20 protein-coding genes are annotated in these 24,746 nt (G+C 38.9%); 10 read left to right on the top strand and 10 right to left on the bottom strand.

Going from position 1 to position 24,746, the window contains the following annotated elements; genetic code table 11:
- Positions 1-584: 584 nt before the first annotated feature.
- From ACO1XM_RS05815 to ACO1XM_RS05775, 9 genes are all read right to left on the bottom strand, one after another.
- Entirely contained in the window at positions 585-1,691 is a 1,107-nt protein-coding gene (locus tag ACO1XM_RS05815; protein ID WP_486226791.1) for a DUF4200 domain-containing protein, read from the bottom strand.
- A gap of 500 nt (positions 1,692-2,191) precedes the next feature.
- Positions 2,192-2,860: an LptF/LptG permease family protein gene (locus tag ACO1XM_RS05810; protein WP_486226789.1), complete on the bottom strand. Its 669-nt coding sequence runs from the start codon at positions 2,858-2,860 to the stop codon at positions 2,192-2,194.
- 168 nt (positions 2,861-3,028) lie between these two features.
- Positions 3,029-3,391 carry a hypothetical protein gene (locus tag ACO1XM_RS05805; RefSeq protein ID WP_486226787.1) on the bottom strand — a complete coding sequence of 121 codons (363 nt, stop codon included), beginning with the start codon at positions 3,389-3,391 and terminating at the stop codon, positions 3,029-3,031.
- A gap of 427 nt (positions 3,392-3,818) precedes the next feature.
- Entirely contained in the window at positions 3,819-4,382 is a 564-nt protein-coding gene (locus ACO1XM_RS05800; protein ID WP_486226785.1) for a YdcF family protein, read from the bottom strand.
- A gap of 228 nt (positions 4,383-4,610) precedes the next feature.
- The gene (locus tag ACO1XM_RS05795) at positions 4,611-6,524 is read right to left on the bottom strand and encodes a RecQ family ATP-dependent DNA helicase (protein ID WP_486226783.1); all 1,914 of its coding nucleotides are present in this window, start codon (positions 6,522-6,524) and stop codon (positions 4,611-4,613) included.
- A 668-nt stretch (positions 6,525-7,192) separates the two neighbouring features.
- The gene (locus ACO1XM_RS05790; protein WP_486226781.1) at positions 7,193-8,050 is read right to left on the bottom strand and encodes a substrate-binding periplasmic protein; all 858 of its coding nucleotides are present in this window, start codon (positions 8,048-8,050) and stop codon (positions 7,193-7,195) included.
- 88 nt (positions 8,051-8,138) lie between these two features.
- Entirely contained in the window at positions 8,139-8,912 is a 774-nt protein-coding gene (locus tag ACO1XM_RS05785) for an enoyl-CoA hydratase/isomerase family protein (RefSeq protein WP_486226779.1), read from the bottom strand.
- The gene (locus ACO1XM_RS05780; protein ID WP_486226777.1) at positions 8,909-10,939 is read right to left on the bottom strand and encodes a ComEC/Rec2 family competence protein; all 2,031 of its coding nucleotides are present in this window, start codon (positions 10,937-10,939) and stop codon (positions 8,909-8,911) included. Before ACO1XM_RS05780 ends, ACO1XM_RS05785 begins: the two co-directional genes overlap by 4 nt.
- 246 nt (positions 10,940-11,185) lie before the next feature.
- The gene (locus ACO1XM_RS05775) at positions 11,186-12,139 is read right to left on the bottom strand and encodes a PhoH family protein (RefSeq protein ID WP_486226775.1); all 954 of its coding nucleotides are present in this window, start codon (positions 12,137-12,139) and stop codon (positions 11,186-11,188) included.
- Between the two features lie 89 nt (positions 12,140-12,228).
- On the opposite strand from ACO1XM_RS05775, the gene ACO1XM_RS05770 reads away from it, so the two are divergent.
- The 7 genes from ACO1XM_RS05770 to ACO1XM_RS05740 all read left to right on the top strand — a co-directional run bounded on the left by ACO1XM_RS05770 (position 12,229) and on the right by ACO1XM_RS05740 (position 17,199).
- Positions 12,229-13,002, top strand: a complete 774-nt coding sequence (locus ACO1XM_RS05770; RefSeq protein WP_486226773.1) for an SAM hydrolase/SAM-dependent halogenase family protein — start codon at positions 12,229-12,231, stop codon at positions 13,000-13,002.
- A 180-nt stretch (positions 13,003-13,182) separates the two neighbouring features.
- On the top strand, positions 13,183-13,476 hold the full coding sequence (locus ACO1XM_RS05765; protein ID WP_486226770.1) for a putative quinol monooxygenase: 294 nt from the start codon (positions 13,183-13,185) through the stop codon (positions 13,474-13,476).
- Positions 13,477-13,564: 88 nt separating this feature from the next.
- Positions 13,565-14,572, top strand: coding sequence for an amidohydrolase family protein (locus ACO1XM_RS05760; protein WP_486226768.1), 1,008 nt, complete (start codon positions 13,565-13,567; stop codon positions 14,570-14,572).
- Between the two features lie 2 nt (positions 14,573-14,574).
- Positions 14,575-15,195, top strand: coding sequence for a hypothetical protein (locus tag ACO1XM_RS05755; protein WP_486226766.1), 621 nt, complete (start codon positions 14,575-14,577; stop codon positions 15,193-15,195).
- Between the two features lie 255 nt (positions 15,196-15,450).
- Positions 15,451-15,684 carry a hypothetical protein gene (locus ACO1XM_RS05750; protein ID WP_486226765.1) on the top strand — a complete coding sequence of 78 codons (234 nt, stop codon included), beginning with the start codon at positions 15,451-15,453 and terminating at the stop codon, positions 15,682-15,684.
- A 179-nt stretch (positions 15,685-15,863) separates the two neighbouring features.
- Complete coding sequence (locus ACO1XM_RS05745) at positions 15,864-16,703, top strand: substrate-binding periplasmic protein (RefSeq protein ID WP_486226763.1); 840 nt, start codon at positions 15,864-15,866, stop codon at positions 16,701-16,703.
- Positions 16,704-16,746: 43 nt separating this feature from the next.
- Positions 16,747-17,199, top strand: a complete 453-nt coding sequence (locus tag ACO1XM_RS05740) for a DUF6438 domain-containing protein (RefSeq protein ID WP_486226760.1) — start codon at positions 16,747-16,749, stop codon at positions 17,197-17,199.
- A gap of 1,719 nt (positions 17,200-18,918) precedes the next feature.
- Here the strand turns inward: ACO1XM_RS05740 and ACO1XM_RS05735 are convergent.
- Complete coding sequence (locus tag ACO1XM_RS05735; RefSeq protein ID WP_486226758.1) at positions 18,919-19,692, bottom strand: hypothetical protein; 774 nt, start codon at positions 19,690-19,692, stop codon at positions 18,919-18,921.
- A gap of 629 nt (positions 19,693-20,321) precedes the next feature.
- Here ACO1XM_RS05735 and ACO1XM_RS05730 point away from each other — a divergent pair.
- The 3 genes from ACO1XM_RS05730 to ACO1XM_RS05720 are packed head-to-tail and all read left to right on the top strand — an operon-like array spanning position 20,322 to position 24,481.
- Positions 20,322-21,644, top strand: coding sequence for an efflux RND transporter periplasmic adaptor subunit (locus ACO1XM_RS05730; protein WP_486226756.1), 1,323 nt, complete (start codon positions 20,322-20,324; stop codon positions 21,642-21,644).
- A 1-nt stretch (position 21,645) separates the two neighbouring features.
- Entirely contained in the window at positions 21,646-23,025 is a 1,380-nt protein-coding gene (locus tag ACO1XM_RS05725; protein ID WP_486226754.1) for an ABC transporter permease, read from the top strand.
- Positions 23,018-24,481 carry a TolC family protein gene (locus ACO1XM_RS05720; RefSeq protein WP_486226752.1) on the top strand — a complete coding sequence of 488 codons (1,464 nt, stop codon included), beginning with the start codon at positions 23,018-23,020 and terminating at the stop codon, positions 24,479-24,481. The genes ACO1XM_RS05725 and ACO1XM_RS05720 overlap by 8 nt, the downstream gene beginning before the upstream one ends.
- Positions 24,482-24,746 lie beyond the last annotated feature (265 nt).

The following is a 24,746-nucleotide window of genomic DNA, read 5'->3' as shown; positions in this document are numbered from 1 at the left end:
TACAAAAACCTGTTGATCTTGCTATTGCTTCAATACGTGACTCGCTTAAAGACTCAGAAAAATACCTGTTTAAGGTATTGCTAAAATTCTCTTTCTTGCTCTAATTCAATGGATTACACGCTTAACCTGACGGCTATGGTTTGCAACGAGGGCCGCGTGAGGTTGGCACTTGCAGTGCCATCTTGTCTATAATGCAGTTACAGCTAAAAGTCTTTTCCCTTTTCTTAAATAATCCAATGCACTGCTATAAACAAATTCTCTGCCCGATAAACAAAATTGTCCGTATCCGGATGGTCAGGATTTGAAGATTAACAAGATTATATTTTTTTATACTCAATAAATGTTACGCTTATTACTTGTCGTCTCATCGTCTCCGAAGGGACGATGAGACGTTAAATTTTACCAGGCACCAATCGCCAAAACTCTTTTACAGGCGCTAGCGTGTTGCTCACGCTTGTCGAGGATTCCGTAAAAAAGAAGGACAATCAACCACTCGTCTTGGTCTTGACATCCTCAGGTCAGTCGACTACTTTAACTGCTCGACTGAAAAGGAGACTTTTGATTGGTCCAATTTTAGGACTAGCCTACAAATGCTTTTCAAGTTTAGTTATTTTCTCCTTTAATTTTTGATTCTCTTCTCTCATCTTGTCCATCTCCTTTTTGAAGTCAATCATGTAAAGAGTTAGCTCCTCAATTTTTTGTAGGAGCTTCATATCCATTTTCCCAAGTTCCAAGCCTTTTTCTTCCATTTCTTTTGCTGCTTCAATGTCAGGAAGATGCTTATTGTCCTTAATGAATTTCTCGACTTCATTCAATGTCTTTAAATTGTAGTTGTCCTGAAAGACAAAGTCAGCACCTGTCACATTTACGACAACTTCATTTGATCGCATAGATCCGTTCACATCTAACTTATATGCACTATTGACCTGAGTTGCCTTGCCAATCAAGACATTACCACCATCTAACACTAATTTTGAGCTATAGATTTGAAATGGCATATAGGTACTTGTTGATCTGTTGTACGTCTGTAGCCCGACTCCCTGCGGAAATTGGATACCAGTCGGATCGATTTCAATCCCTGCCGCACCATTGTTTGAAATTACAGTTTTATATCCTGGTGTAGTTGTTCCAATTCCAATGTTGCCAGTATTGCTTAAGAAAAAATAAACAAAGTTAGGATTTTGAGTATTCAAGGGAAGATTAGCTGAGTTAATACCAGATCCGATTCCAAATCCGGTAGACAGCGTGACTAAATCTGCATAAGAGGAACTGCTACCTATCCTCAACCCAGAAATTGATTGAGTGCCTGCTGAGGAGAATCTTGCAATGAATTGATCACTCGCTTGAATTGATAGCTTCATGTCTGGGTTAGTTGTCCCTATACCGACATTACCACCGTTTAATACTAATTTTGAACTATATATCAAAAATGGTGTATACGTACTTGTTACTCTGTTATATGTTTGCATTCCTACTCCTTCCGAAAACTGCCCACCTGTTGGATCAATTTCCATTCCTGCGGCACCGTTATTTGAAATCACAGTTTTATATCCGGGTGCCATTGTACCTATCCCGACATTTCCAGAATTATAATATATATTCCCAGGTGACCCAATCCATTGAGCCATTAGATTTGAAGTTAAAATTGTCAGGATGATTAAAGGTATTACCGTCTTCATATTTTTTTTCATGATTTGTTGAAATTTCAATGAGCAATTCAATTGCTTATAACGCTTGGCTATTTTTAGTGGCTAGTTTTTGAAAACGTATTTGTCCACCGTGACCAAACTTGGAGCGAAGATAACACTTACAGCTTATACGTCACACCACCATTGGCAAACATTATTCTAGCAGTCGTAATTAAAATCAAGCTCTACTCATCCTCGTTTGTAACGAGGATGCCTGTGGTTGGCACTTGCAGTGCCATCTTGTCTATAATGCAGTTACTGCTAAAAGTCCTTTCCCCTTTCTTAAATAATCCAATGCACTGCTATAAACAAATTCTCTGCCCGATAAACAAAATTGTCCGTATCAGGATGGTCAGGATTTGAGGATTAACAAGATTATATTTTTTTATACTCAATAAATGTTAAGCTTATTACTTGTCCACTCATCGTCTCCGAAAGGACGATGAGTTATTAAATTTTACCAGGTTGACCCAAGTTACAAAGCAAGGCGAGTTGGGATGCCTTTAGAAATCACCCCACATTTTTGGAAATATATTGTCTTCAATCTGTTTTTTAAAAAAATCTTTATACTCGATTATATCTCTAAGTCTTCTTATGGCTTTTTTGTTAGTTCCGGACAATCTTTGGTAATACTCCATTCTATGCATGTCTGGATTTATTGAGTCCGAAATAAAATTTAACAGATCTAAAGTCTTACGCGAATTCTGAGACTTGTCAGTTAAAGGCCCATAAAGACTGAAAACTCTATATTCCTCTTTTGATGAAAATTCAATCAATATTCGGTGGCCATCGTGTATTACTGAAACCGCCTTATTATCAATACGACTTTTTGCGTCCCACCATTTATCTAGCTTTAAACTATCAAAATGATTTAACAGTAGTTTGGGATTAATATCCAGACTTATATTTTCTACATTATCAATGAAAGTTTGTTTCTTTTTCTTATCGTAATTAGTGATGTATAAAGTCAAAATCACATTATTTCCAATTTCTATTATTAAGTCTGGCTCAATCCAAATTCTATAAATAATATCCTTAGCTTCATTTTCTAAGTTATGAAGCTTTCTCGAAATAATCTCTGATTCGTTAATTATGTAGTCTTTCGTTATCACTCTTTCCTGAGCAATTGCTGTAAGGCTTATCAGGGATAATATAATAATCAATCTTCTCATTATCTGTCGCAAAATAAATCCTATCGCTTTTAATCGTTCCTCGATCTCCTTCGATAAAAAACGAGGGAGAGTGGGGGGTTGACCTTACAGTTTTGATAAGTTACTTTTAAAATCTAAGCTATTATTGATTAATTTTATTTTCTCCATAAGTTCAGTAAATAATTCACTTTATTCCGGAGAAGTAATGAATGATGCAAGTTTATTTTCCTTATCAAGGTATTCAATTTTATAAAATTTATATTGCCCAAGCTTAGATCCTGTCTTTGTTATTGATTTTATTCTTGTTAAGTCTATTAATTCTTCTCTTGCATCGTAAGATACTATTTTAACCTCTGTGTCTTTGAATTCTAATGTCTTGAACTTTTTGTAGTTAAAAATGAATATTTTATTTACACTCAATACTGCAATTATACCAATAACTAACTCAATTGATAATGACTTGTAAAATATTAGCCCAAACAGTAAAAGCGTTGCAGTCGCATTGAATAATACTTGAAATGTCCTTAAAAGTTTGTGATCGATTGTTTTCATTTTTAATATAAATCAAAACACTTAGTTAGAAAACCCCAAATGGAGCAAGTGTTATGTGTGGCATACGTGTGGCTCACTTGTTTCTAATTAGAAACCATCCATTGTTAGGCACAAGTCTCGCGCATACCTGCTCACATGCTAAAGACCTGTGCCAGTTTGGGGGAAATTCAATTTGTTGAATTTCTGGATGATAAAAATTTTCTACTTCCGCTGAAGACTTTCTGCTTCCAACCATCTTTAGGAATTCGACTACTGCTTTTTCGTTTGCATTATTGCTCATCGCTGATAAAATTATAGAATCTATGTTAAGTTTTAGTTCACCAAAAATGAACGCTAACGATTTTAATATGTGCAGTGGGTCTGCCTTCAGCTACTGTTAAAAATAATTTTTAGAAACCCTCGCACATATGCAGTATTGTAGGTCGTTTCACTTATTTTTAATTATTAGATATTTATAGTATCCAAAAAATTCTCTTACTATTGAATATATATCTCTTAACTCAAAATAACCTGCATGGCCTCCATAAACTTTTTTATATCCACTATTCCTAAAAGCTAGTCTTGCTCTTGAAATATGATGATATTGAGTAATCACTGTAATTGAATTAACATTCAAATTCATTTTTTTAAAATTAATTGCTGTCAACTCTGTTGTATTTCCAAAATTGTCTATAATAATTTTATCATTAGGTATTCCTTTCTCTAATAGGTATTCGCTCATTTTTGTTCCTTCATAATGACCTTCCGCTCCAAGTCCACCGCTTACTACTAGTATTCTAACAAGTGAATCTTTATACAGTTGTATGCCTTTGTCACATCTCCTTTTAAGACGTTCGGATAAACTTCCATCAACATTAACTTTATTTCCAAATATAACTCCAACATCACTTTTTTCCTTTTCATCAGTTAATCCATCAATTATTATTATAGCAGAATGAATAAAAAACCACAGAATCAAAAAAGCTGATATATATTTAATTGATTTTTTCATTTTGAAATTACCTACAACGTGCGGCAATATACATTGAATTTATTTCTATTATCCCGAGTATACGCTGTTGTACACAGTCCCTAATATCGGCAGGTTTTGTGCAGATGTGCAAGCAAAATGGTTAAATATAACTCGAGGCTCGAGGCTCGTAGTTCGAAGCTAGAGGTTAGAGGCTCGAGGCTGGAAGCTCATAGCTCACAGCTAAAAAACTTATTCACCACACACTAATTACATTTTCCCCGGCACGAGTCGCCATACCTCATCATACTTTATCCTCCCCTCCTCCACCAGTTCACGCACTACTTCAACAAATAATTCAGTATCCGCAGGGGCTATTCTTGTTTCCAGTTCATCTACAGTAAAGAGCTGCCCTTTTACAAGGCGAATAATTTCTTCCCTCAGTTCTACAACAGATTGTGTATTTTCTTTTTTGCGCTTATCTACGCACACATCGCATAAACCGCATTGCTCAAAAGTCTCTTCACCAAAATATTCCTGAATCACCTGCATGCGGCAACGATGATCTTGTGAAGCATAGTTGAGCATGGCTTGCATCTTGCCGATAATCAAATCGCGTCTTTCCTTCAGTTGCTTTTTGTCTACCGGCAAATACTGACTGTCTTGGCGTGGTAACACAAAGGTAAGTTGTGGTTGTTCTTTCAATGGCAAGTAAGCCAGTACCTGCAACTTATCGAGGTGAATGAGTTGTTCTTTAACAATTTTGGCGCTGGTCTTTAAACCTTCGGCCAGATACGATTCTGCAATAGAAGTAAAATCTGCAAAGACTTCACCACCATATAAACGCAAAATCATTTTAATCAATGGATCGAATTTCTCGTTGGCTACCTGAAACTGATAAAGTGTTCCTTTATCCATGCTCATGTGAATGCGTGAGGGTGCATAGAAACTTTCATTGAAAGTGATTAAACCGGATTCCTCCAGCTTGCGCAAAGCATGGTAAACTTCACCGGGAAAAAACTGAAAGCGGTCGCAGAATTGTTGTAGATCAAAATCATAACTCTCTCCCCCACTGCTACCCATGGCCAATTGAAAGTGATTACATAAGGCCTGATATATCTTTTGCAAAAATTCAAAAGCAGGTTGCGATTGCTCCACCTTGGTTTGTAAATCCTGCGCATCTGCTTCCTGAAAAAGTATAGCCGCAAAAGATTTCTTACCGTCACGCCCCGCACGGCCTGCTTCCTGGTAATAAGCTTCCAGGTTTTCAGGTAAATCCAGATGCACCACTACACGCACATCTGGTTTATCGATACCCATACCAAAAGCATTGGTCGCCACGATCACCCTTACCTTGTTGGCAATCCAGTCGTCTTGCAACTTATTGCGCACCGCATGCGAAAGCCCGGCATGGTAATAGGTGGAAGCAATACCATTTCTGTTCAGCATGTTAGAAACGGCTTCAGTTGCCTTTCGCGAACGAACATAGACAATGGCAGTGCCTTTAACTTTTGTCAGAATCTCGAGCAGCTTTCTTTCCTTGCTTTCACTTTTGCGAACCACAAAAGAGAGGTTTTCCCTGGCGAAGCTTTTCTGAAATACTTTATAGGATGGTTGAAAAGAAAGTTTTTGTGTGATGTCTGCGCAAACCTGTGGTGTAGCAGATGCTGTGAGTGCAATGATGGGAACCTTCGGGTGCCAGGTGCGCAATTCAGCAATTTGCAAATACGGAGGCCGGAAATCATAACCCCATTGCGAAATACAATGCGCTTCGTCAACGGCTATAAGTGCGACTTTCATTTGCTTAAATCGCTCAATAAAAATATCGGTTTGGAGTCGCTCCGGAGAAACGTAGAGGAATTTCATTCCGCCATACAGTGCATTGTTCAGGTGTAAGTCTATTTCATAGCGACTCATACCCGAGTGAACAGCCACAGCCAGAATGTCTCGTTTCTTAAGTTGCTCTACCTGGTCTTTCATGAGAGCAATCAGCGGAGAGATCACGATGCATACGCCCTCCATCATCAAGGCAGGCACTTGAAAACAAATGGATTTGCCTCCCCCTGTTGGCAGTAAGGCTAAGGTATCATGTCCCTTAACAACAGCATCAATAATATCCTGCTGCAAAGGTCGGAACTGACCATGCTTCCAATACTGTTGTAATATGGATAAGGCTGTTGACACGCTTTGGGAAAGCGACTAAGATACAACGAGAATTGCTAGAATATAAGTGTTCGATGATTAAACTGAATGTGAGAATATTTTCAAATAATTCGAATAAGTGGCAATAATTGTGTTTTCGCTCTCAGGCCGCTGGGCCTCGCATACTCATTCAAGGCTGTATGCTATCCGCATATACCCTGCCAGACCAAAGATAGCATAATGCCTTGTCTGAGCATGCTGTAAGTAAGCACAAGAAAATCGCATTCTATTCAGGATGGTTATTTTTAAAAGACTTACTCCACCAAAAAATTTTACTAAACACAACGTTCAACGAGAAGCAACCTCCTTCGTTCGAGGACGATGAGTAAAAAAAAATCCGTCAGACTGCTGAAAGCGAAAGCAAACAGTGGTCAGACGGATTTTTAGTAAAGAAGCACATTAACAGACTTTACATTTGTAAATCCATTCTGTCAAGTATCGTCTCCCGCTAGGGGACGATACGCCTCTAAAACTTACTGCGTTTATAAAAATTTACGCAACGCAACCTTCAAAGAGGGCAACCTCCTCCGTTTGGAGATGATGGAGGAGAAAAAAAATCCGTCAGACTGCTGAAAACGGAAGCAAACAGCGGTCAGACGGATGTTAAGTAAAGACGTGCAATAGCAGTTTCTACAATTGTAATTCAACTACTACTTGGCGCTTTGTAATAGTTTAACACCGGTTTCGCCAAGGTGCTTTACCAGAATTTTTCTATACTGTGCGGAGTTCAGATAACCTCCACCTGAGTTGAAAAATTCTTCCAACACTGGATACCAATCACTGTTCAGTGGCAGCACAAAACCAAATTGCTCTGCAGCTTTGTCGGCAATGGGGTGTCGCTTGATGCTCTTCTTCATATTAACAGCCTCCAGGTAAAAGCCTAAATCCAGATAAGCGAAACCATTAGGATCAGCCATTACTTTCTCCAGCGTTTCCTGACTGGTGGCCGTATAAGCAATCTTCATAGCCGGAAAATACTTTTGCTTTAACTCCAAAATGCGTTTCTCATTCAAGGTACCTTTTGCTGTGTAGCCTGTTAACTTACCGAAAGTAGTAGGCAAATCTTCAAATTTAGCAAGTGTAGCAACACTGTTTTGTGTTACTAAAATGGCAAAGTTCGTAATAAAAGGAGGACTGAATTTCACTTCTTTCTTGCGCTCATCGGTAATGGTAATGTTGCCTAAACCGAATACGCCACCCACAGAAGCTTTTGTTTTATCGTACATGTCTCGAAAGCTGCTACCATCACCAACAAACTTTGAGGTGAGTGTAACCTTTTTATTGTCGTTTGTCCATTGCACAAAATCTGCCATGATATCAACACAGATACCAGTCAGCTTTCCATTAGCATCTTTATATACAAAGCTGGGTGTCTCCACATAGGCCATGCTAATGGTGCCCTTACCACCTGCTTTTACTTGTGCCCACGTGTCTCCAGTATAACCTTGGGCAAAAAGGTTAACCGTACTGATCAAAAATAATAGGGGGATTAGTTTAATCGTTTTCATTGGTCAATCGTTAATCTTTTAATATTAAAGGATTAACTCCAATTATTCTGCCAAAAAGTAATATTGAAGTACTTTTTATGTAAGATTTCTACCAAATCAGCTTCTCCTTATTTAAAAATGCTGCAATTCCACGCTGACAATCTTCGCTGCCTCTTGCTGTTGCATTCATCGATGAGGCGTAATTTAAGGCTTCAGCTAAAGGCATAGATTGCACTGCGGCAATCATCTGTTTGGTTGTGGCCATCGATTGAGCCGAGTTTGAGCGTGTTAATTTATTAGCAAAATCCAAGACATCCTTCTCCAGCTTATCTGCTGTACTTAGAAAATTAACAAGACCCAAATTACAAGCTTCTTCTGCACTGATCAAATCACCACTCAACAAAAGTTGTTTACTTTTTCCTTCTCCTATTCTCCTCAACAAAAACACCATGACAATGGCCGGTATAAAACCAATTTTTACTTCAGTGTAACCAAACTTTGCATCAGGCACTGCAAAGGCAAAATCACAAACTGCCGCCAGGCCGCAACCACCTGCTAAGGCATGCCCTTGTATTTGCGCAATGACTACTTTATTCAGTGTGTATATTTTCAGAAAGAGTTCTTTTAAATGATTTGAGTCCGCTACATTCTCCTCATACGAGAACGACTGTAATTTTTGCAGGTATGATAAATCGGCCCCGGCACAGAAAGCCTCCCCCTCAGCACGCAATACAACTACTTTAGCTGCATCGTCTTTGGAAGCGGCATCAAAGGCCTCATGAAGCTCAGAAACCAATTCGTGACATAATGCGTTTCGCTTCTCTGGCCTGTTTAAAGTAATCACAGCAATCCTATTGGAGACTTCGTATTTTAAGTAATTCATATCGCGAGTTTAAAATATCCCTGATGCAAAACTGAAAACGCCTTTTTATTTAATTGCGTTGCTTCTGCCAGCATTCGTTCAGCAAAGTAAAAAGAGTTACTACTATCTAGTATCACCTGACCAAAATTAATCTTCTCTGCCAGCTGCTTTACCGTAATTGCGTTATGGCTGATCACTACAAAATCAACAGATATGGATGGTAAATTCAGAATTTTTTCATGTATAATTAACACCTGCTTATTTTGAAAAGTAAACAACCTGCATCCCTTTAAGGTTTCACTACCACCAACAGCAACTTCCGCCTCAACTTGCTTCACCTCATTAATCAAGCGATTGGGTCGGATGTGAAATCTGATTTTTTCTTCATCACTTAACAAAGCCGAATCTGCTATAAAATGTGAACGACCCTTGCCGATAAAATCCATAGCAGAAGCACCCGTTATCTTATAGACAATCCATTCATGTTTCTCTACCGACTTATAGTAATGATGCCACATACTGATTGCAAGCACCATTGCAAAAGCAAATGCAACGTTAAGATAGACGAATTGTCTGTACTGAAAGAGTAACAATAAAGATCCCAGGCAAAGCATTATAAGCCACGATTGGGTGGTGTTGATGTACAAATTATCCAGTAAACTGAAGGGAAGGCTTTCTACTAAAAGTACTGATCCATTCATGGCCTGAATACACTTAGTTAATAACCACCCCGCCAGTGATGCCACTGGAGCTAGCCATGCAAGTACCAGCACTGCCAAACCCAACACGAGCACCGCAAAAGAAATCGGTATCACAAAGAGATTGGAAAAAAGAAAGTACACCGGGAATTGATGAAAGTACAACAAACCTAAAGAAACTGTTGCCAGTTGTGCCGCTATGGATACCGTTGAAATCTGCCACACCTTATCAGCCCAATAACCTGGGGCGTACCACAACAAATAGATGGGCCGTTGTAAGTACACAATGCCTAATACAGCAGCATAGGAAAGCTGGAAACCTACAGACATAATTAAAAAAGGATCATGCACCAATAAACAAAAAGCAGAGGCAGCCAGTGTATTATAAATATTCGTAGACCAGCCCAATGGTCGAGCCAATGCTACAAATGAGAACATTGTAACTGCCCGCAATACAGAAGGCGACAAGCCAGTAATCAAGGCGTAAATCCACAGCACCCCCAAACTAATACTTGCAATTATCCACTTGCCACTTGGCTTTTTGCTTAATGGTTTTAACAACAAAAGCAGTATGCCATAGATGATGCTGACATGTAAACCCGAGACAGCCAACACATGCAAAGCCCCTGTTGCCGAATAGGCATGCATGATTTCATTATCCAGCCCATCGGTAATGCCCAGCACCAAGGCACTGGCAATAGCCTGTTCCTGATCACCGTTTACATACTGCTTCAATGTTTTTTCTGCCCATGATCGTACTTTAATGGCATTCGCCAGTATAGAGGATGTCGGAGTATTGCCTAACCGGTAAACCTGATTCGACCGGATAAAAGCCTGATGATAAATATTTTTAAAGCTGAGAAAACGTTTGTAATCAAACTCGCCTGGATTAGCCGGTGCGGTTAGTAACTGCGGGCTTCCTGCTATCAACAACTCATCACCGTATTGAAAAGCTTCTGGGAAATATTCTTTAGAGAAATACAATAAGACTTTCCCCTCAACAGCCAGCCATTGCTTATTTGTATTTACCTTTTGTATGCGAGCCTCCATCTTCCACGACTTCGCTTTGTCCTGCGCGTGACTGATCAACACTACCTGAAAGTGGGATACTGTATCTTTATAATGGATCAGGTGATGAATATTTCGTGTTTCAGTTTTTTGCAACACCAGCAGATAGCCGGCTAAGAAAATGATGGCAAGGCCAACAAAGCCTGGATTGCGCTTACCATCCCAAAATACTTTTACAGCATAAAGCAAAAAGTATAAAAAGATTTCGCTGAATAATAGCCAGTAAGCGTGGTTTTCTGAAATACAGTCAGGAATATAAATGGCCAGCAGAATACCCGCCATAAAGAAAATTGTAAACCTTACAAACACATAAGGAACCCATCTGAACATGGGTACAATTACAAGGGTCTGATACTAATCCACAACAATAGACAGACCTAATATCATTCTATAAAGATCAACAGGAAACAAGCGCCAGAGATATCACAGATCTGCACAGAAAGTCACGCTATCTGAGTTGATTTGTGATAACTGTAGCAGAAAAGAAATTCTGGTACCAATGCCAACCTTGGTAAGTAAAAATTTCAACTAAACAGACTTCTGGTAGGCCTCAATGATATCGCGAACCAGTTTGTGTCTGACAACATCTTTCTCATTCAACTCCACAAAGCCAATACCTTTTACACCAGCTAATATTCTTGATGCTTCCTTTAAGCCTGATTTCTGGTTATGCGGTAAATCAATTTGAGAGGCGTCACCCGTTACCACCATTTTAGATTCAGGACCCATGCGTGTTAAAAACATTTTCATTTGCATAGGGGTAGTGTTCTGTGCCTCATCCAATAAAATGAAAGCATTGTTCAGCGTGCGACCGCGCATGTAGGCCAATGGCGCAATCTCAATTACTTCGCGCTCCATGTAGTACCGCAATTTTTCAAAGGGAATCATATCGTTGAGCGCATCATAGATGGGGCGCAAATACGGATCGATTTTCTCTTTCAAATCGCCCGGCAAAAAACCCAGGTTCTCGCCAGCCTCTACCGCGGGCCGGGTAATAATTATTTTTTTTACAACCTTATCCTTCAGCGCTTTTACGGCCATGGCCACAGAAATGTAGGTTTTACCGGTACCGGCAGGCCCCAGTGCAAATACCAGGTCATTCTCGCGCACCATTTGCACCAGCTTTAACTGATTGACTGTTTTGGGTTTAATCGGATTTCCCCGCGTGCCAAACAACAGCACATCATCGCCAGCCGGAGGTGTTGGCCCATCTGGCAAAAAGCCCTCTTCTTCTCTGCCGATTCTTGATTTTACATTTTCCTGTGTAACCCTGCCAAATTCATGGTAATGATCAATCAGTTCATTTAAAATTTCTTCAATTTGATCTACCTCCGAAGCGCTGCCCTTAATGATAATCTGGTCGCCCCGGGAAACCAGCCTGGATTTTGGAAAGGCTTCTGCCAGGGTGTGGATGTTTTTATTCTCTTCTCCCAGAAAATCAACCAAGGATACAATGTCGAGATCTACTATTCTTTCTATCAAGTGTATATGATTTATATCTTAAACAATCTGCCGTAAAAATGTTTACTTTGCTTCGCCAAAAGTAAAGAATATCACTGGCAGCATCAACCATGGCCATCGTCACCTTGCTAACTGATTCAGGCGAACAAGATCACTACGTAGCGGCCATTAAAGCTAAGATACTCAGCACGAATCCGAGCATAAAAATCGTAGACATTAGTCATAAAATAGCCTCCTGCGATATCGGGCATGCAGCTTTTGTCTTAAAATCTGTTTTCAGAGACTTCCCCAAAGGCACCATACACCTGGTGGCCGTTGATGCTATAGGCAAAAAGGGAGATGTTCCCATAGCGATGCAGTTGGAGGATCATTTTTTCGTAGGTGTCGATAACGGTTTATTCGGACTTATTACCGAAAAAACACACCAACAGATTGCTGAGCTCAATACGATTAATCCCATCAATAGCACCTTCCCTGAAAAAGATATTTTTGCTCCGGCAGCAGCCAAGCTGGCCAGCGGTGTTTCACTTACGGATCTGGGCAGGCCGCTCGGTACCTTTAAGCGGATGATCGACCGCCAGGTTAAAGCCACCAAACGACAAATTACCGGAAGCGTAGTGCGGGTAGATACTTACGGAAACCTTATTACCAATATTCCAAAAGAGGCTTTTGATATATTGAGTCAGGGTAAGGTTTTTACGGTACAATTTGGTGGAGAGAAATTCAGGCGTATCAATGCTTCTTATCAGGAGGTTGAAGAAGGCGATTGTTTTATTCTTTTCAATAGTTTGGGTCTACTGGAGATCGGTGTAAACCGGGGCAATGCTTCTGAATTATTCGGACTTGAATATGATGGCGTTGTCAGTATTCTTTTTGATGAATAGTGATACTGGTTGCTTGTTGTTGGTTGTTCGTTGTTGGTTAAGCTTCCATACAAATCCCTTTCCTTATAGAGGGGGCAATAAAAAGGCTTGACTAAAACTATGATAGTTTGGCACATACTAAAACGAACAACCAACAACGAATAACGAATAACCAAAAAATAACAACTAACACCCAAGCCCATGCTCATCCGAATTGTACGTATGCACTTTACCGATGCCGGTGTAAACGAATTTCTGGAAATATTTAATGCCAATAAAGAAGCTATCCGCAACTTTGAAGGCTGCACACACTTGCAACTTTTGCGCGATGCCAATGAACCCAACACTTTTGCAACCCTAAGCCATTGGCAAAATGAAACATGCCTGAATAACTATAGAAAATCAGAACTTTTTGGAAAAGTCTGGGGGCAGGTAAAAACCCTGTTTTCAGAAAGATCGCTGGCCTTTTCGCTGGAAAAATACATCGAGTTATAAAAAGACTAAAACGCAGCTGCCTATTACTAAAATGGCCCTTTATTTACTCATGTAAAACAGCGATATTTCGGGATTGCCATTTTCCGAAATGCTAAAAATAGATTCGCATACACATATTATCCCCAAAGAACTGCCCAACTGGAGTGAAAAGTTTGGCTACGGTGATTTTATTTACCTGCAACACCATAAAGCAGGCTACGCTAAAATGATGCGCGGCAATCAATTCTTCAGAGAAATAAAAGAAAACTGCTGGGATGCTGACGTACGCATTCAAGAATATGCAAATTTTAACACCCAGGTACAAGTTGTCTGCACGATTCCCGTTATGTTTTCATACTGGGCCAAAGCCATGGACTGCTTAGAGGTTTCGAAATTTCTTAACGATCACATTGCGGAACTTGTAGTCCAATATCCTAAAAACTACATAGGGCTCGCCACGATACCTATGCAAGATGCAGACCTGGCTATACAAGAGCTGGAACGCTGCAAAAAAATTGGTTTAGTCGGCATTCAAATAGGCTCTAACATTAACGATGAGAATTTAAATGAAGAGCGCTTCTTCCCAATTTTTGAAGCTTGCCAACGTTTAAATATGGCTGTACTTGTTCACCCCTGGAACATGATGGGGCAAAAAGATATGCAGCGCTATTGGCTCCCGTGGCTGGTGGGTATGCCTGCGGAAACATCGCGGGCTGTCTGCTCTATGATTTTTGGCGGCATCTTCGAGCGTCTTCCTAAACTAAGAGTAAATTTTGCGCATGCGGGCGGTTCATTTTTACCAACCATTGGTCGCATTCAACACGGCTTTGAATGTCGCCCTGATCTGGTGGCGATTGATAATCCAATAGAACCAAAAAAATACATTGGTCAGTTTTGGGTAGACAGCATAACGCATGATGCTCCCATGCTGGAATACGTGTTAAAAATGGTAGGTTCTAAAAAGATAACATTGGGTTCCGACTATCCTTTTCCCCTTGGCGATTTAGAGATTGGCAAGTTTATTGAAGACATGCCTTTGGACAAGTCTGTGAAAGAAGATATTTTTCACAACGCAACATTGGAATGGCTTGATTTACCAAAAGAAAGATTTTTGTGAGTATGAAATATTGCTTTATTCTGATCAGTCTCCTTGCATTACCATGCATGTTATTGGCGCAAACACCTGCTGAGAAAGCAAGGGAATATCAATTACAACAGGAGCAATATCGCAAAACACAATTGTTGAGAGAAATTGATTCAGGTAAATACTATATGGAAATAGGTGAGTACCAACTGGCTGATAAAAAATTAAAGTATGCCCTCGATAATATCAAAAGTGTTCCTTCTGAGTTGGCCTATTTTTTTGGAAAAAATTCTTACTTCATTGGTAAGTACAAACAAAGTGTTGACTGGCTTACCAAATACGTACAATTAAAAGGAACTGCAGGCCAATACTATCAGGATGCCATTGCTGTATTGCAAAAAGCAGAAAATAATTTAATAGCGCAGCGTAAAACAGAAACAGCACAACTTGAAGAAGTATTTTCTCAGAACTACGACATTGATTGCGGACCCAGTGGCAAAGTCATATGCCCCGTATGTAAAGGCAGTACCGTGATTGTGAAGCCAGGCATTTTTGGCAACACTTATAAAACCTGCACTTTCTGCGATAAGCATGGTTTACTAAGCTGCGAAAACTATAATAAATTAATCAGAGGGGAACTGGTTGCTGAGAAATAATAAATCTATACACCAGCACAATATATAGAGGAGGTCTTCTGCGTCAGTTGTGCCAGTCATAAGTTTCAGTCTTGTCCTATCAAAAACGTTGAAGGTCTCGCCTGCTCTACACTTTACAGAATACCATTTGGATTTTTGAGCATACTCATTCCTGAGGCAGCTTTTTATTTTTGAAAAGCACTAAAATCAGTGTGCGTGTTGTGTAAAACAACTTTATACTCATCCTGTTAAGCAAAGTAAACAGAAGCTAAAATTATGATTAACCTAGACGAAACCAGAAACTTTATTGAGGTACTGACTAAAGCAGAGGCACAAAACGAACGCATATTTATTACACTTGATGGCGGCAAAGAATATTTCGGAAAAGTGAAGCGATCAAATGATGTTAATTACTTTACCTTACGCGAAATTGTCGATAAAGAATATTACGATGCGATTTTCAGGATTGACAAGATTATTGCTATTGAAGTAAAAGGACGAGAAAAGTAATGAGCAGGTGGGTCTTAAAGTTTATTTACAATTACAAAGGCCTGCAGACCCAACATTGATTTACTGGATAGATACTAATTCTAAAAACTGAGCTAAATAAGCTATCAATTAGGCTTATTACACCATTTCTTTATCATTTTACTTAACTACTTGCCTACCCAGGTAAATATTCAGCATAAATGAAAAAGTCAGTTTTACCAATCCTATGTGCAATCATTTTAAGCTGCCATTCTAAAGGCCTATGCCAGGATAGCTGGAGCGATGTGAACAAAAAAGGAGAAGGGACATTGGGAGTTATCTACTACCAGCAACCCGGGCTCATTCAAAAAGATAAAACTGGCGAGCTCAGTGGTTTATGTGTAGATATCCTAAATGACTTTACTGATTTTGTATACAAAAAATACGGGAAGAAAATCACTATCCATTACATTGGTGAAGATGCAGTATTTAGATCATTTATTGAACGCATTAAAACAACTCCATTTATTTTGGGTGTTGGTAATATAACCATTACCCCCGAGCGCGAAAAGTTCCTTCGCTTTACCAAACCTTTTTTAACAAATCCTGTAATCCTGTTAAGTCACAAAAATGCTCCCGACATAACTGCGATTACGCAAGCATCAGAAAAATTTAAATCATACACTGCCTTGGTTGTTGACAAAAGTACCCATGAAGCTTACGTACAACTCATCAAAAATAACTACTTCCCTAGTCTCAGCATTATGAAAGTTACATCCGGTGTAGTTTTAATGAATGAAATTGTTAAAAATCAAAAAACTTTTGGGGTTATTGATCTTACTGAATTTATATACGCGGCAAGAAATCAATTACCGCTAAAGAGGCAAAATGTAAAAATCAGTGATAAAAATGAAGAGCTAGGCTTTGCTATGCAGTTGAATAATGACTGGCAAGTACCTTGGGATGAATTTCTCACCCCAGAGTATAAGCAATCTACTAAATACAGGAAACACATTGTAAATAACTTGGGTTCAAGTTATTTGTCGTTAATAGAGATGTAACGTGTCATTAATACTGTACATCCATGATCTGCTATTAAAATTTATGAAAGTCCCGATTGTTAAAACAAGTTTTCAACTAATTATCTCCATATTTTCCATCGGCTGTAACCAATTACCCAATCAAATTCCCGAAGACTTTCAATTAATATTGCAGAGTACAGCTATACAGCCGGGTGCTAATGGCAATTACTCTCTGATCATCAGGCGAAAAGTCGGTAATAATCAATACGAACTTATCCGGAATTATGACAACACAATCCATCAACTTACACTAAGTAACGATGGCGTTCAAAGCTTGTATAATGCCGTACGGCATGCTAACGTATTTAAACTCAAAACTCGCTATGCAGATATGGATGTGCTGGATGGTACCAATATAACTTTAACCGTACATGCTAATGGAAAAACAAAGGTGGTAAGCATGCGCAACACACAACCTGACGAATTAAAAAGTGTCTTTTCTATTTTAAGAGAATTTGAATTAGAGCTTAGGTAAAAGTGACGAAGATGCATACAATAGAGCTAATAGTTGAAGCAATCATAACATTTTTTACAGAGAATTACATTTGGAGACTATTCAGAAAAAAGAAAAACAATAAAAGGTAAATATTTAAACTAGTTAAAGTTAGCTCCTGGAAAATTTACTGTATCAGTTCATGCAATTGAGGAATAGTTATTTAGCAATAAACTTGTCTATCCTGCAATTTCCCTAACTCCAAACTGAATATCCATGTTTATACCTAATAAGAGTCTTAAACTGGTGCTTATTGATGAAGTATACTAGAAAGAGTAGAGAACCACTTTACGGTCTAGAAAAAGAATACACGCATACCCTCTATATGCTTGCCAGTGGCTCAGCTTAACCCAGTTATATATTCTAACGCAGCCACACTTTATGTTAAAATGGAAAAGTATAATAAAGCGTTGATAAATTTTAAACACTACTTTTCATCAAACGATAAGGATAAGACCATACTTTACAAAGGATTAATAACAGAAAAGATGTATGAGTGATTCAGGGGACACACAAATATTAAATCCTTAATTACTTAAATAAAGTAAGAAGCTTCATGGAAAGGATCAATAGTAAATTCTGCCCATAAGCAATTTCAGTCTAAGACCGTACCATTTCAATTAACACCCTAACTGTACTCAGCGTCCAAAGACTAGTAGCTATTTAAAAAAAGTCATTGAATAGCTGGTCACCTGGCAAACGAAAAGCGTAAGTCATGATCTTATACACTAAACAAACTACGGTAATTTTCCGATGAATCTTTTGGATTTTGTTTTTTTGCTCCACTTGCTTTGCCAAACAACTACCTGAAGCTTTTCAGCTGTTTATTCAGTATTTATAAGTATAAGAAAATACACCATGTACGTATTCACTATCATTTATAAAAAAGGCTAGACAATTTGATTATAGTCTATGCAGCATTTTAACAACACTAATGTCACTATCCACTAAGCAATAAGCAAATACGGGTCTTTTACTTTGTCTTGAGGCGTTTGAAAATATTCTAATGTGATAGTAGTTATGAGTATTTAAGTATACGATACAGCAATAGTTATACGTGCCTATGGAAAATCAAAAAAAATATCCGTACGTACAACAAGCAAGTCAATTAACAGGTTTAATCATAATTATCCGAAATATTAAAGCGCATACAGAACAAATCTGCCTTTGTAAGCCCAGAACGGATAAATTTGAGCAAGATCATAAGACCCACCATTGGTAATCTTTAGTAAGCCTCCTCTGTGATGAATACTATCGTTTTATGTTAGGTGGCAAAATAAATAAAATCATATAGTAAAGTAGCAGGCTGGGTAAAGGGGTGCAAATTAAAATTGCCATTATACTATAGAATCGGTTCTCGGAACTGAATGCGATTTTGTGATTTATAATCAGTATAATGATGCATGTTAAAAATACAAGTATCCAAAAAATGGGCATCCAAAAAAAAATATAACCCAGGGTATTATTCATATTTGAAAGTCTAATATAACCTATGACTGTTATGATGTTGGCGAATAGACCTAAGTAAAATAATATGCGCATATAAAGTGAAGTAATTACACTGGGTTGTATATCTGCTTTATTATTTTTTTCAGAATTGATTTATTATACTAAGGCTTTTATGTTTTGGAGAATCCACTCCATGAAATCAGTTATAAAACAAAGCATCATAAGTGTAATTTGGTTTCTAAAAGCTCATCCCTATCTTCCTAACTTATACTCATATCCAAATGATAAGCCTGCACTATTAAACGGAATCAAAAAAGCAAGTTCATTATTTGTAGGTCCATTCGGATCTACTTCCTTTACAAATCGCGTAACATTTCCAGAATCTTGTCCATCAAAGTTTTCAATGTTTCGCAACTGCTTAGGTTTAAATCCAATTGTTTTAATGGTTAGCTCTGCAAACAAGTTTATTTTTTTGTTTAGTTGCCTGGAAAGCCCCAAAGCACTAATAAGCCCAAAACTCCAGTTACCTGAATACTTATCAATACTCTTACCTGTTGCCCTAGTCATGGTACTGATTGAAGTAACTGAAGCCAATCCAGTAAGTAAACCAAGTCTTGCATAAGGAATAATACCCGGGTTGCCTTTAATGCCTGGTTTCAAAATGAGGTAGGGTGATACATTAAAAAAAGTACCCCTGGTGGCAAAATCTATTCGATTAGGATCGCCCACTCCGCTACTGTTAACGTGCTGGTAGTAGTCAATCTTAAATCCACTGAAATAACCCATGTCAAGCCCGAATGCCACATTTTTGCTTATGTCAAAACAGATCAATCCATTAAAATCAATCCCTCCACCCAGGGTGCTTAGCAACACTTTTTGTGTACCATCACTTTCTATCTGCACAAAGCCAGGCAATGCAATTCTTGAAGTCGGCAAATGCCCGCCTAGTTTTAAACCCATTGTTATTTGTGCGTTTGATTTATTGACTATAGATACCAAAACAAAAATTATAGCAATGTGCTTCATGATAAATTTATTAAGTCGCAGTAAGTGGCGAGGTGTAAACTCTATACAATGTATTAATAGCTAGGAATAGAAAGCAATTCCAGAGCTTTCTCAGATATAAAAAGAAACAGATTGAATAACAATTTTTGATCACGGTAGGATTCTGGTAAAAATGGTACCATCTAGCCCTGATGATACACTAAAGTATAATCTTTGAGCCTTGATTATTACTTACCCCGATAGGCATGACTAAGTAATTATGCAGCATTTCGTTTGACCTTTTGAAGTAAGTAAGGATTGGCGACCAATTTGTTAACATCAATGGAAAGTCTTATGCATAGTGACCGTGCAGACAAACACGCTTCTACACCCCATCATTTATTAAACCCTGTTCTGTTTATTGACTTTTGAGTTGTAAAAAAGTGTAAAACACGGGTTGATGGTATATCAAAATCCTCTGCAGTGCGTTAAGCTTACAATATAAATTAGTTAGCTACCAACTTAACTCAGGTTCACAAAAAAATATTGAACATTAAAACTTTTTTATAGATACCTTACTCTAAAGAAATGTGTCTTTTTTGTAACCTATTGAATTAAGATCGGTAAGCATAACTAAAAAACCGTCACTATAAACCTACCTCTACCGCAGCATGAAACGGAAAATCCTCATTGGCTCATCAGTTGCCCTTTTATCAATCTTCTTGTATTTCTTGATAATAAAGGGCAAGGATGGCGATACAGCCTCCATTTTATCATCCGTTAAAAAGGGTGAGTTCCGCGTTGAAATCGAAACTACAGGTGAGTTAGAGGCTAAAAACTCTGTAAAGATTATGGGGCCTCAGTCGCTTCGAAACTTTCAGATTTGGCAGGTTACCATCCAGGACATTGTAAATGAAGGAACGGTAGTGAAAAAGGGTGACTGGATAGCCACATTAGACAGATCAGAGTTTCAAAATAAATATACCGCCAAGCAGATTGAACTAGACAAGGCCACCTCCAAGTTTAACCAAACACAGCTGGACACTACCCTTACCATGCGTCAGTCACGCGATGAACTCATCAATCTTGCTTACTCTGTAGATGAATCCCGGATTGTGTTAGAACAATCTAAATTTGAACCTCCTGCCAGCATTAAGCAAGCCGAAATCAATCTCGATAAATCAAAACGAGCATATGATCAAGCCGTAGAAAATAATAAAATCAAAAAGAAACAGAACATAGAAAAGATGCGTGAAGTAGCGGCTGAACTTCGCAAAGTGCAGGCAGAATTTGACGGCATGACAAAAGTGATGGAATCCTTCAATGTTCTGGCACCCGAAGACGGAATGGTTATTTATGAAAAAGGTTGGGACGGTAAACCCATTAAAGCGGGATCACAGATACAAATGTGGGAACCTACGGTCGCTACCCTACCAGACCTCACTAAAATGATGTCGAAGACCTATGTAAACGAAGTGGACGTACGCAAGGTTAAAGCTGGACAAGTAGTGGAAGTAGGATTAGACGCATATCCTGACAAGAAACTTACAGGCGTGGTAACAAATGTTGCCAACGTAGGCGAACAACGTCCCAACTCAGATGCAAAAGTATTTGAAGTAAGTGTTGAAATAAATGGTACAGACCCAAGCTTGCGTCCGTCCATGACTACCAGCAATAAAATTATTGCTAACGTTATCAATGATGCCATTTATGTTCCCCTAGAAAGCCTACACAGCCAATCTGACACCATTACGTATGTGTTTCTAAAAAAAGGATTGGACATCATTAAGAAAGAAGTAGTTGTGGGTGAGACTAATGCCAATGACGCAATTATCACGAGTGGCTTAACCCCTGATGATAAGCTCTATCTCTCTGTACCGTCTGGTTTGGATAATAAGTCTGTAGAGCTATTGCCCGAAATGAACGGTAAGCGAAGCAAAGACAAGCAAGACGCAAAAGTTACTGCCAGTTTAGTTAAACCTGTAAACCAGTAACGTGAAATTCTTGTCTGCTTTTTTCTCACCCCGTTTGCTGGCAAACCTGCTATTAGCCATTGATGCTGTGCTGGCAAATAAAGTTCGTTCGCTCCTCACTGCGCTTGGTATCATTTTCGGAGTCGCTGCTGTTATTGCCATGCTCGCCATTGGCAATGGTGCACAACAGGAGATTCTAAACCAAATCAAGCTGGTGGGCGTCAATAACATTGTTATCAAGCCTATCATTGAGCAAAAGGAAGAAAAGCTAGAGGAGACTGGTGGAAAAACTGATAAGAAAAAATTTTCACCCGGACTAACAGTGCGTGATGTTGCCAGTATTCAATCCACCATTCCTGGCCTTACCACGGTAAGCCCTGAAATATTATTAAACACCAATATCATCCGGAATGGCATAAGGCGCTCCGCTAAACTGGTGGGTGTAGAACCCACTTATTTCGACATCTATGATTTTCAACTTTTTGAAGGGCAGATGTTTAACGAAGAGCAAAGAAAACTTGGAGCCGCTGTTTGTATCATTGGTTCTGGAATAAAAAGCCGCTTCTTCCCTACAGAAAATCCTATCGGTAAAAGTATTAAAGTAGGCAGTCATTGGCTCATCATTGTGGGGGTACTGCGTGAACGAATGGTGTCACAAGCCAGCATTAGTAAACTCGGCATTCGCGACTTTAATATGGACGTTTATGCCCCCTTACAAAGTGTGTTGATACGCTACGAAAACAGAGACCTGATAACAGCCGAAGCCTTGCGCAAAGCAGCCATGCGTAGTCGAGGCATGGTGATTATCGATGGTAACAGTAATAAAGAAGAAGATGCCGATAGTAAAAACTATCATCAGCTCGATAGACTCGTTATACAAGTATCAGAAACAGAAAAGCTTCAATCTACTGCCGAAATTCTATCGCGTTTATTAGCACGTAAACACTATGATGTAATTGACTTCGAAATTGAAATCCCTGAACTCCTGTTAAAACAACAGCAACGAACGAATGATATTTTTAATTATGTGCTTGGCGCTATTGCTGGAATCTCTTTGCTGGTAGGTGGTATTGGTATTATGAACATCATGCTTGCTTCGGTGCTGGAGCGCATAAAAGAAATCGGACTAAGACTCGCTATTGGTGCACAAAAAACAGACGTGGTGCAGCAATTTCTTTTCGAAGCCATGATGATCAGCATCGGTGGCGGGTTGATCGGTGTAATCCTCGGAGTCTCGCTCGCATTCATTGTGTCGGCTGTGGCAGGCATTCCAACCATTATAACCATCAGTTCTATTTTACTATCCTTCGGTGTTGCCGCTACTGTGGGGCTTATTTTCGGAATTGCCCCCGCCAGAAGAGCTGCAAACCAGGATCCAATAGCCTCATTACGTTATGAATAAAAAAATTATGTGTGGGATGGCCTTCATCCTGATCTCGTTGACTAGTTTCGGACAAACAACGCTTACTATTGATGAACTGATCGCCAGATCAAAATCGCAGTCACCTGCGTCCAAACAGGCAGAGACCAGAAAAGAAAATAGGTATTGGCAGTATAGATTTTATAAAAGCGATTATAACCCTCAATTAAGATTGAGCGGAAACCTGCCATACAATAAAATAGTTTCGCCTATAGAACAAAATGATGGAACGTTTGTGAACACAGGCATTAATCAGCTGAACAGCAATATGGGGCTTTCATTATCACAACCCATCCCATGGACTAACGGCTCATTATCCGTCAATTCTTTATTAGGCTATATTAACAACTACAATAATCTGAATCCTGGCACCCCTAATGAACAATGGCGTGGCACCATGGTAAACGTACAACTCAGTCAGCCTTTATTCGCATTTAATCCTTTACGTTGGAATAAGAAAACTGAACCTATCCGATACGAAGAATCGAGACGCGAGTATGTGGAACAGATGGAAGCCATTTCACAAGAATCAGTCGGATTATTCTTTAATGTACTGGAGGCGCAAATCAACCAGCAGATCGCTAATTTTAATATCGCTAATAACGATACCATCTATAAAATTGAGCAGGGGCGCTACAACATTGGCACCACCTCTCAGGACAAATTACTACAGGTTGAGTTGCAATTGCTTCGTTCCCGCCAAGATGTAGCACAAGCGCGTTTAAATCTGCAAACAGCCAGTCTTCAGTTGCGTTCTTACATTGGGCTGCAACAGAATGAAGCGCTCCAATTAATATTACCAGAATCAATACCCTCATTTGATATATCAATTGACGATGCCTTGGCATATGCCCGTAAAAACCGCTCTGATTATCTCGCTTTCGAACGCAGGCGCACAGAGGCTGAGCGTGAAGTAGCACAAGCGCGTGGACAACGCTTTCAAAGTAACCTGGTCGCCTCCTTTGGTTTAAATAATGATGGAACAGTTATTAACGATGTCTACCAGGATCCGCAACTACCTCAGCAACAATTTAACCTGTCGCTAAGTGTACCCATCATCGATTGGGGGCGTAACAAATCACGCATGCAAACAGCCATTGCCAATAAAAAACTGAACGATTACGTAATTGCACAGGATGAAGTCAACTTCGAGCAGGAGATTATCACCAAAGTGAGTCAATTCGAAATGCTTCGCTTACAAATTGAAATAACCAAAAAAGCAGATGAGGTGGCGCAAGAACGATACAAAGTTGCTCAAAATCGTTACCTGATTGGCAAAATTGATATTACCAATCTTAACATTGCGCTAACTGAAAAAGATAATGCCAAAAGAAGTTATGTGCAAGCACTCAAATCATTCTGGACTTCATACTACGAATTGAGAAGGTTAACTCTCTACGATTTTGTAACGAAGCAATTGTTGTATATCGCGGAGTAGCCATTACGCAGTAAGTTTTTTGGATCTTCATTAGCCTACATGCATTTGATATCTGAGACAATATTGTAAAAAAATGTAAGCAGAGGATTGTCAAATTTTTCCTTTGTAATAAAATGAAGGGAATAATCTATTAGGTTATAACTGAATACAAGTACTTCATAATATAAGATTGCGCCCTGGTTGTTGTAAGCTAAGGGATTCCTTTCTTATTAGAAAAATCATGAAGAAAGTCTCCTTATTCTTGAAACTATATTGAATTAGTTTC

It is taken from the genome of Chryseotalea sp. (assembly GCF_057350905.1).
The sequence above is the reverse complement of the archived record's forward strand: the minus strand, read 5'-3'. Positions and strand labels throughout refer to the sequence as shown.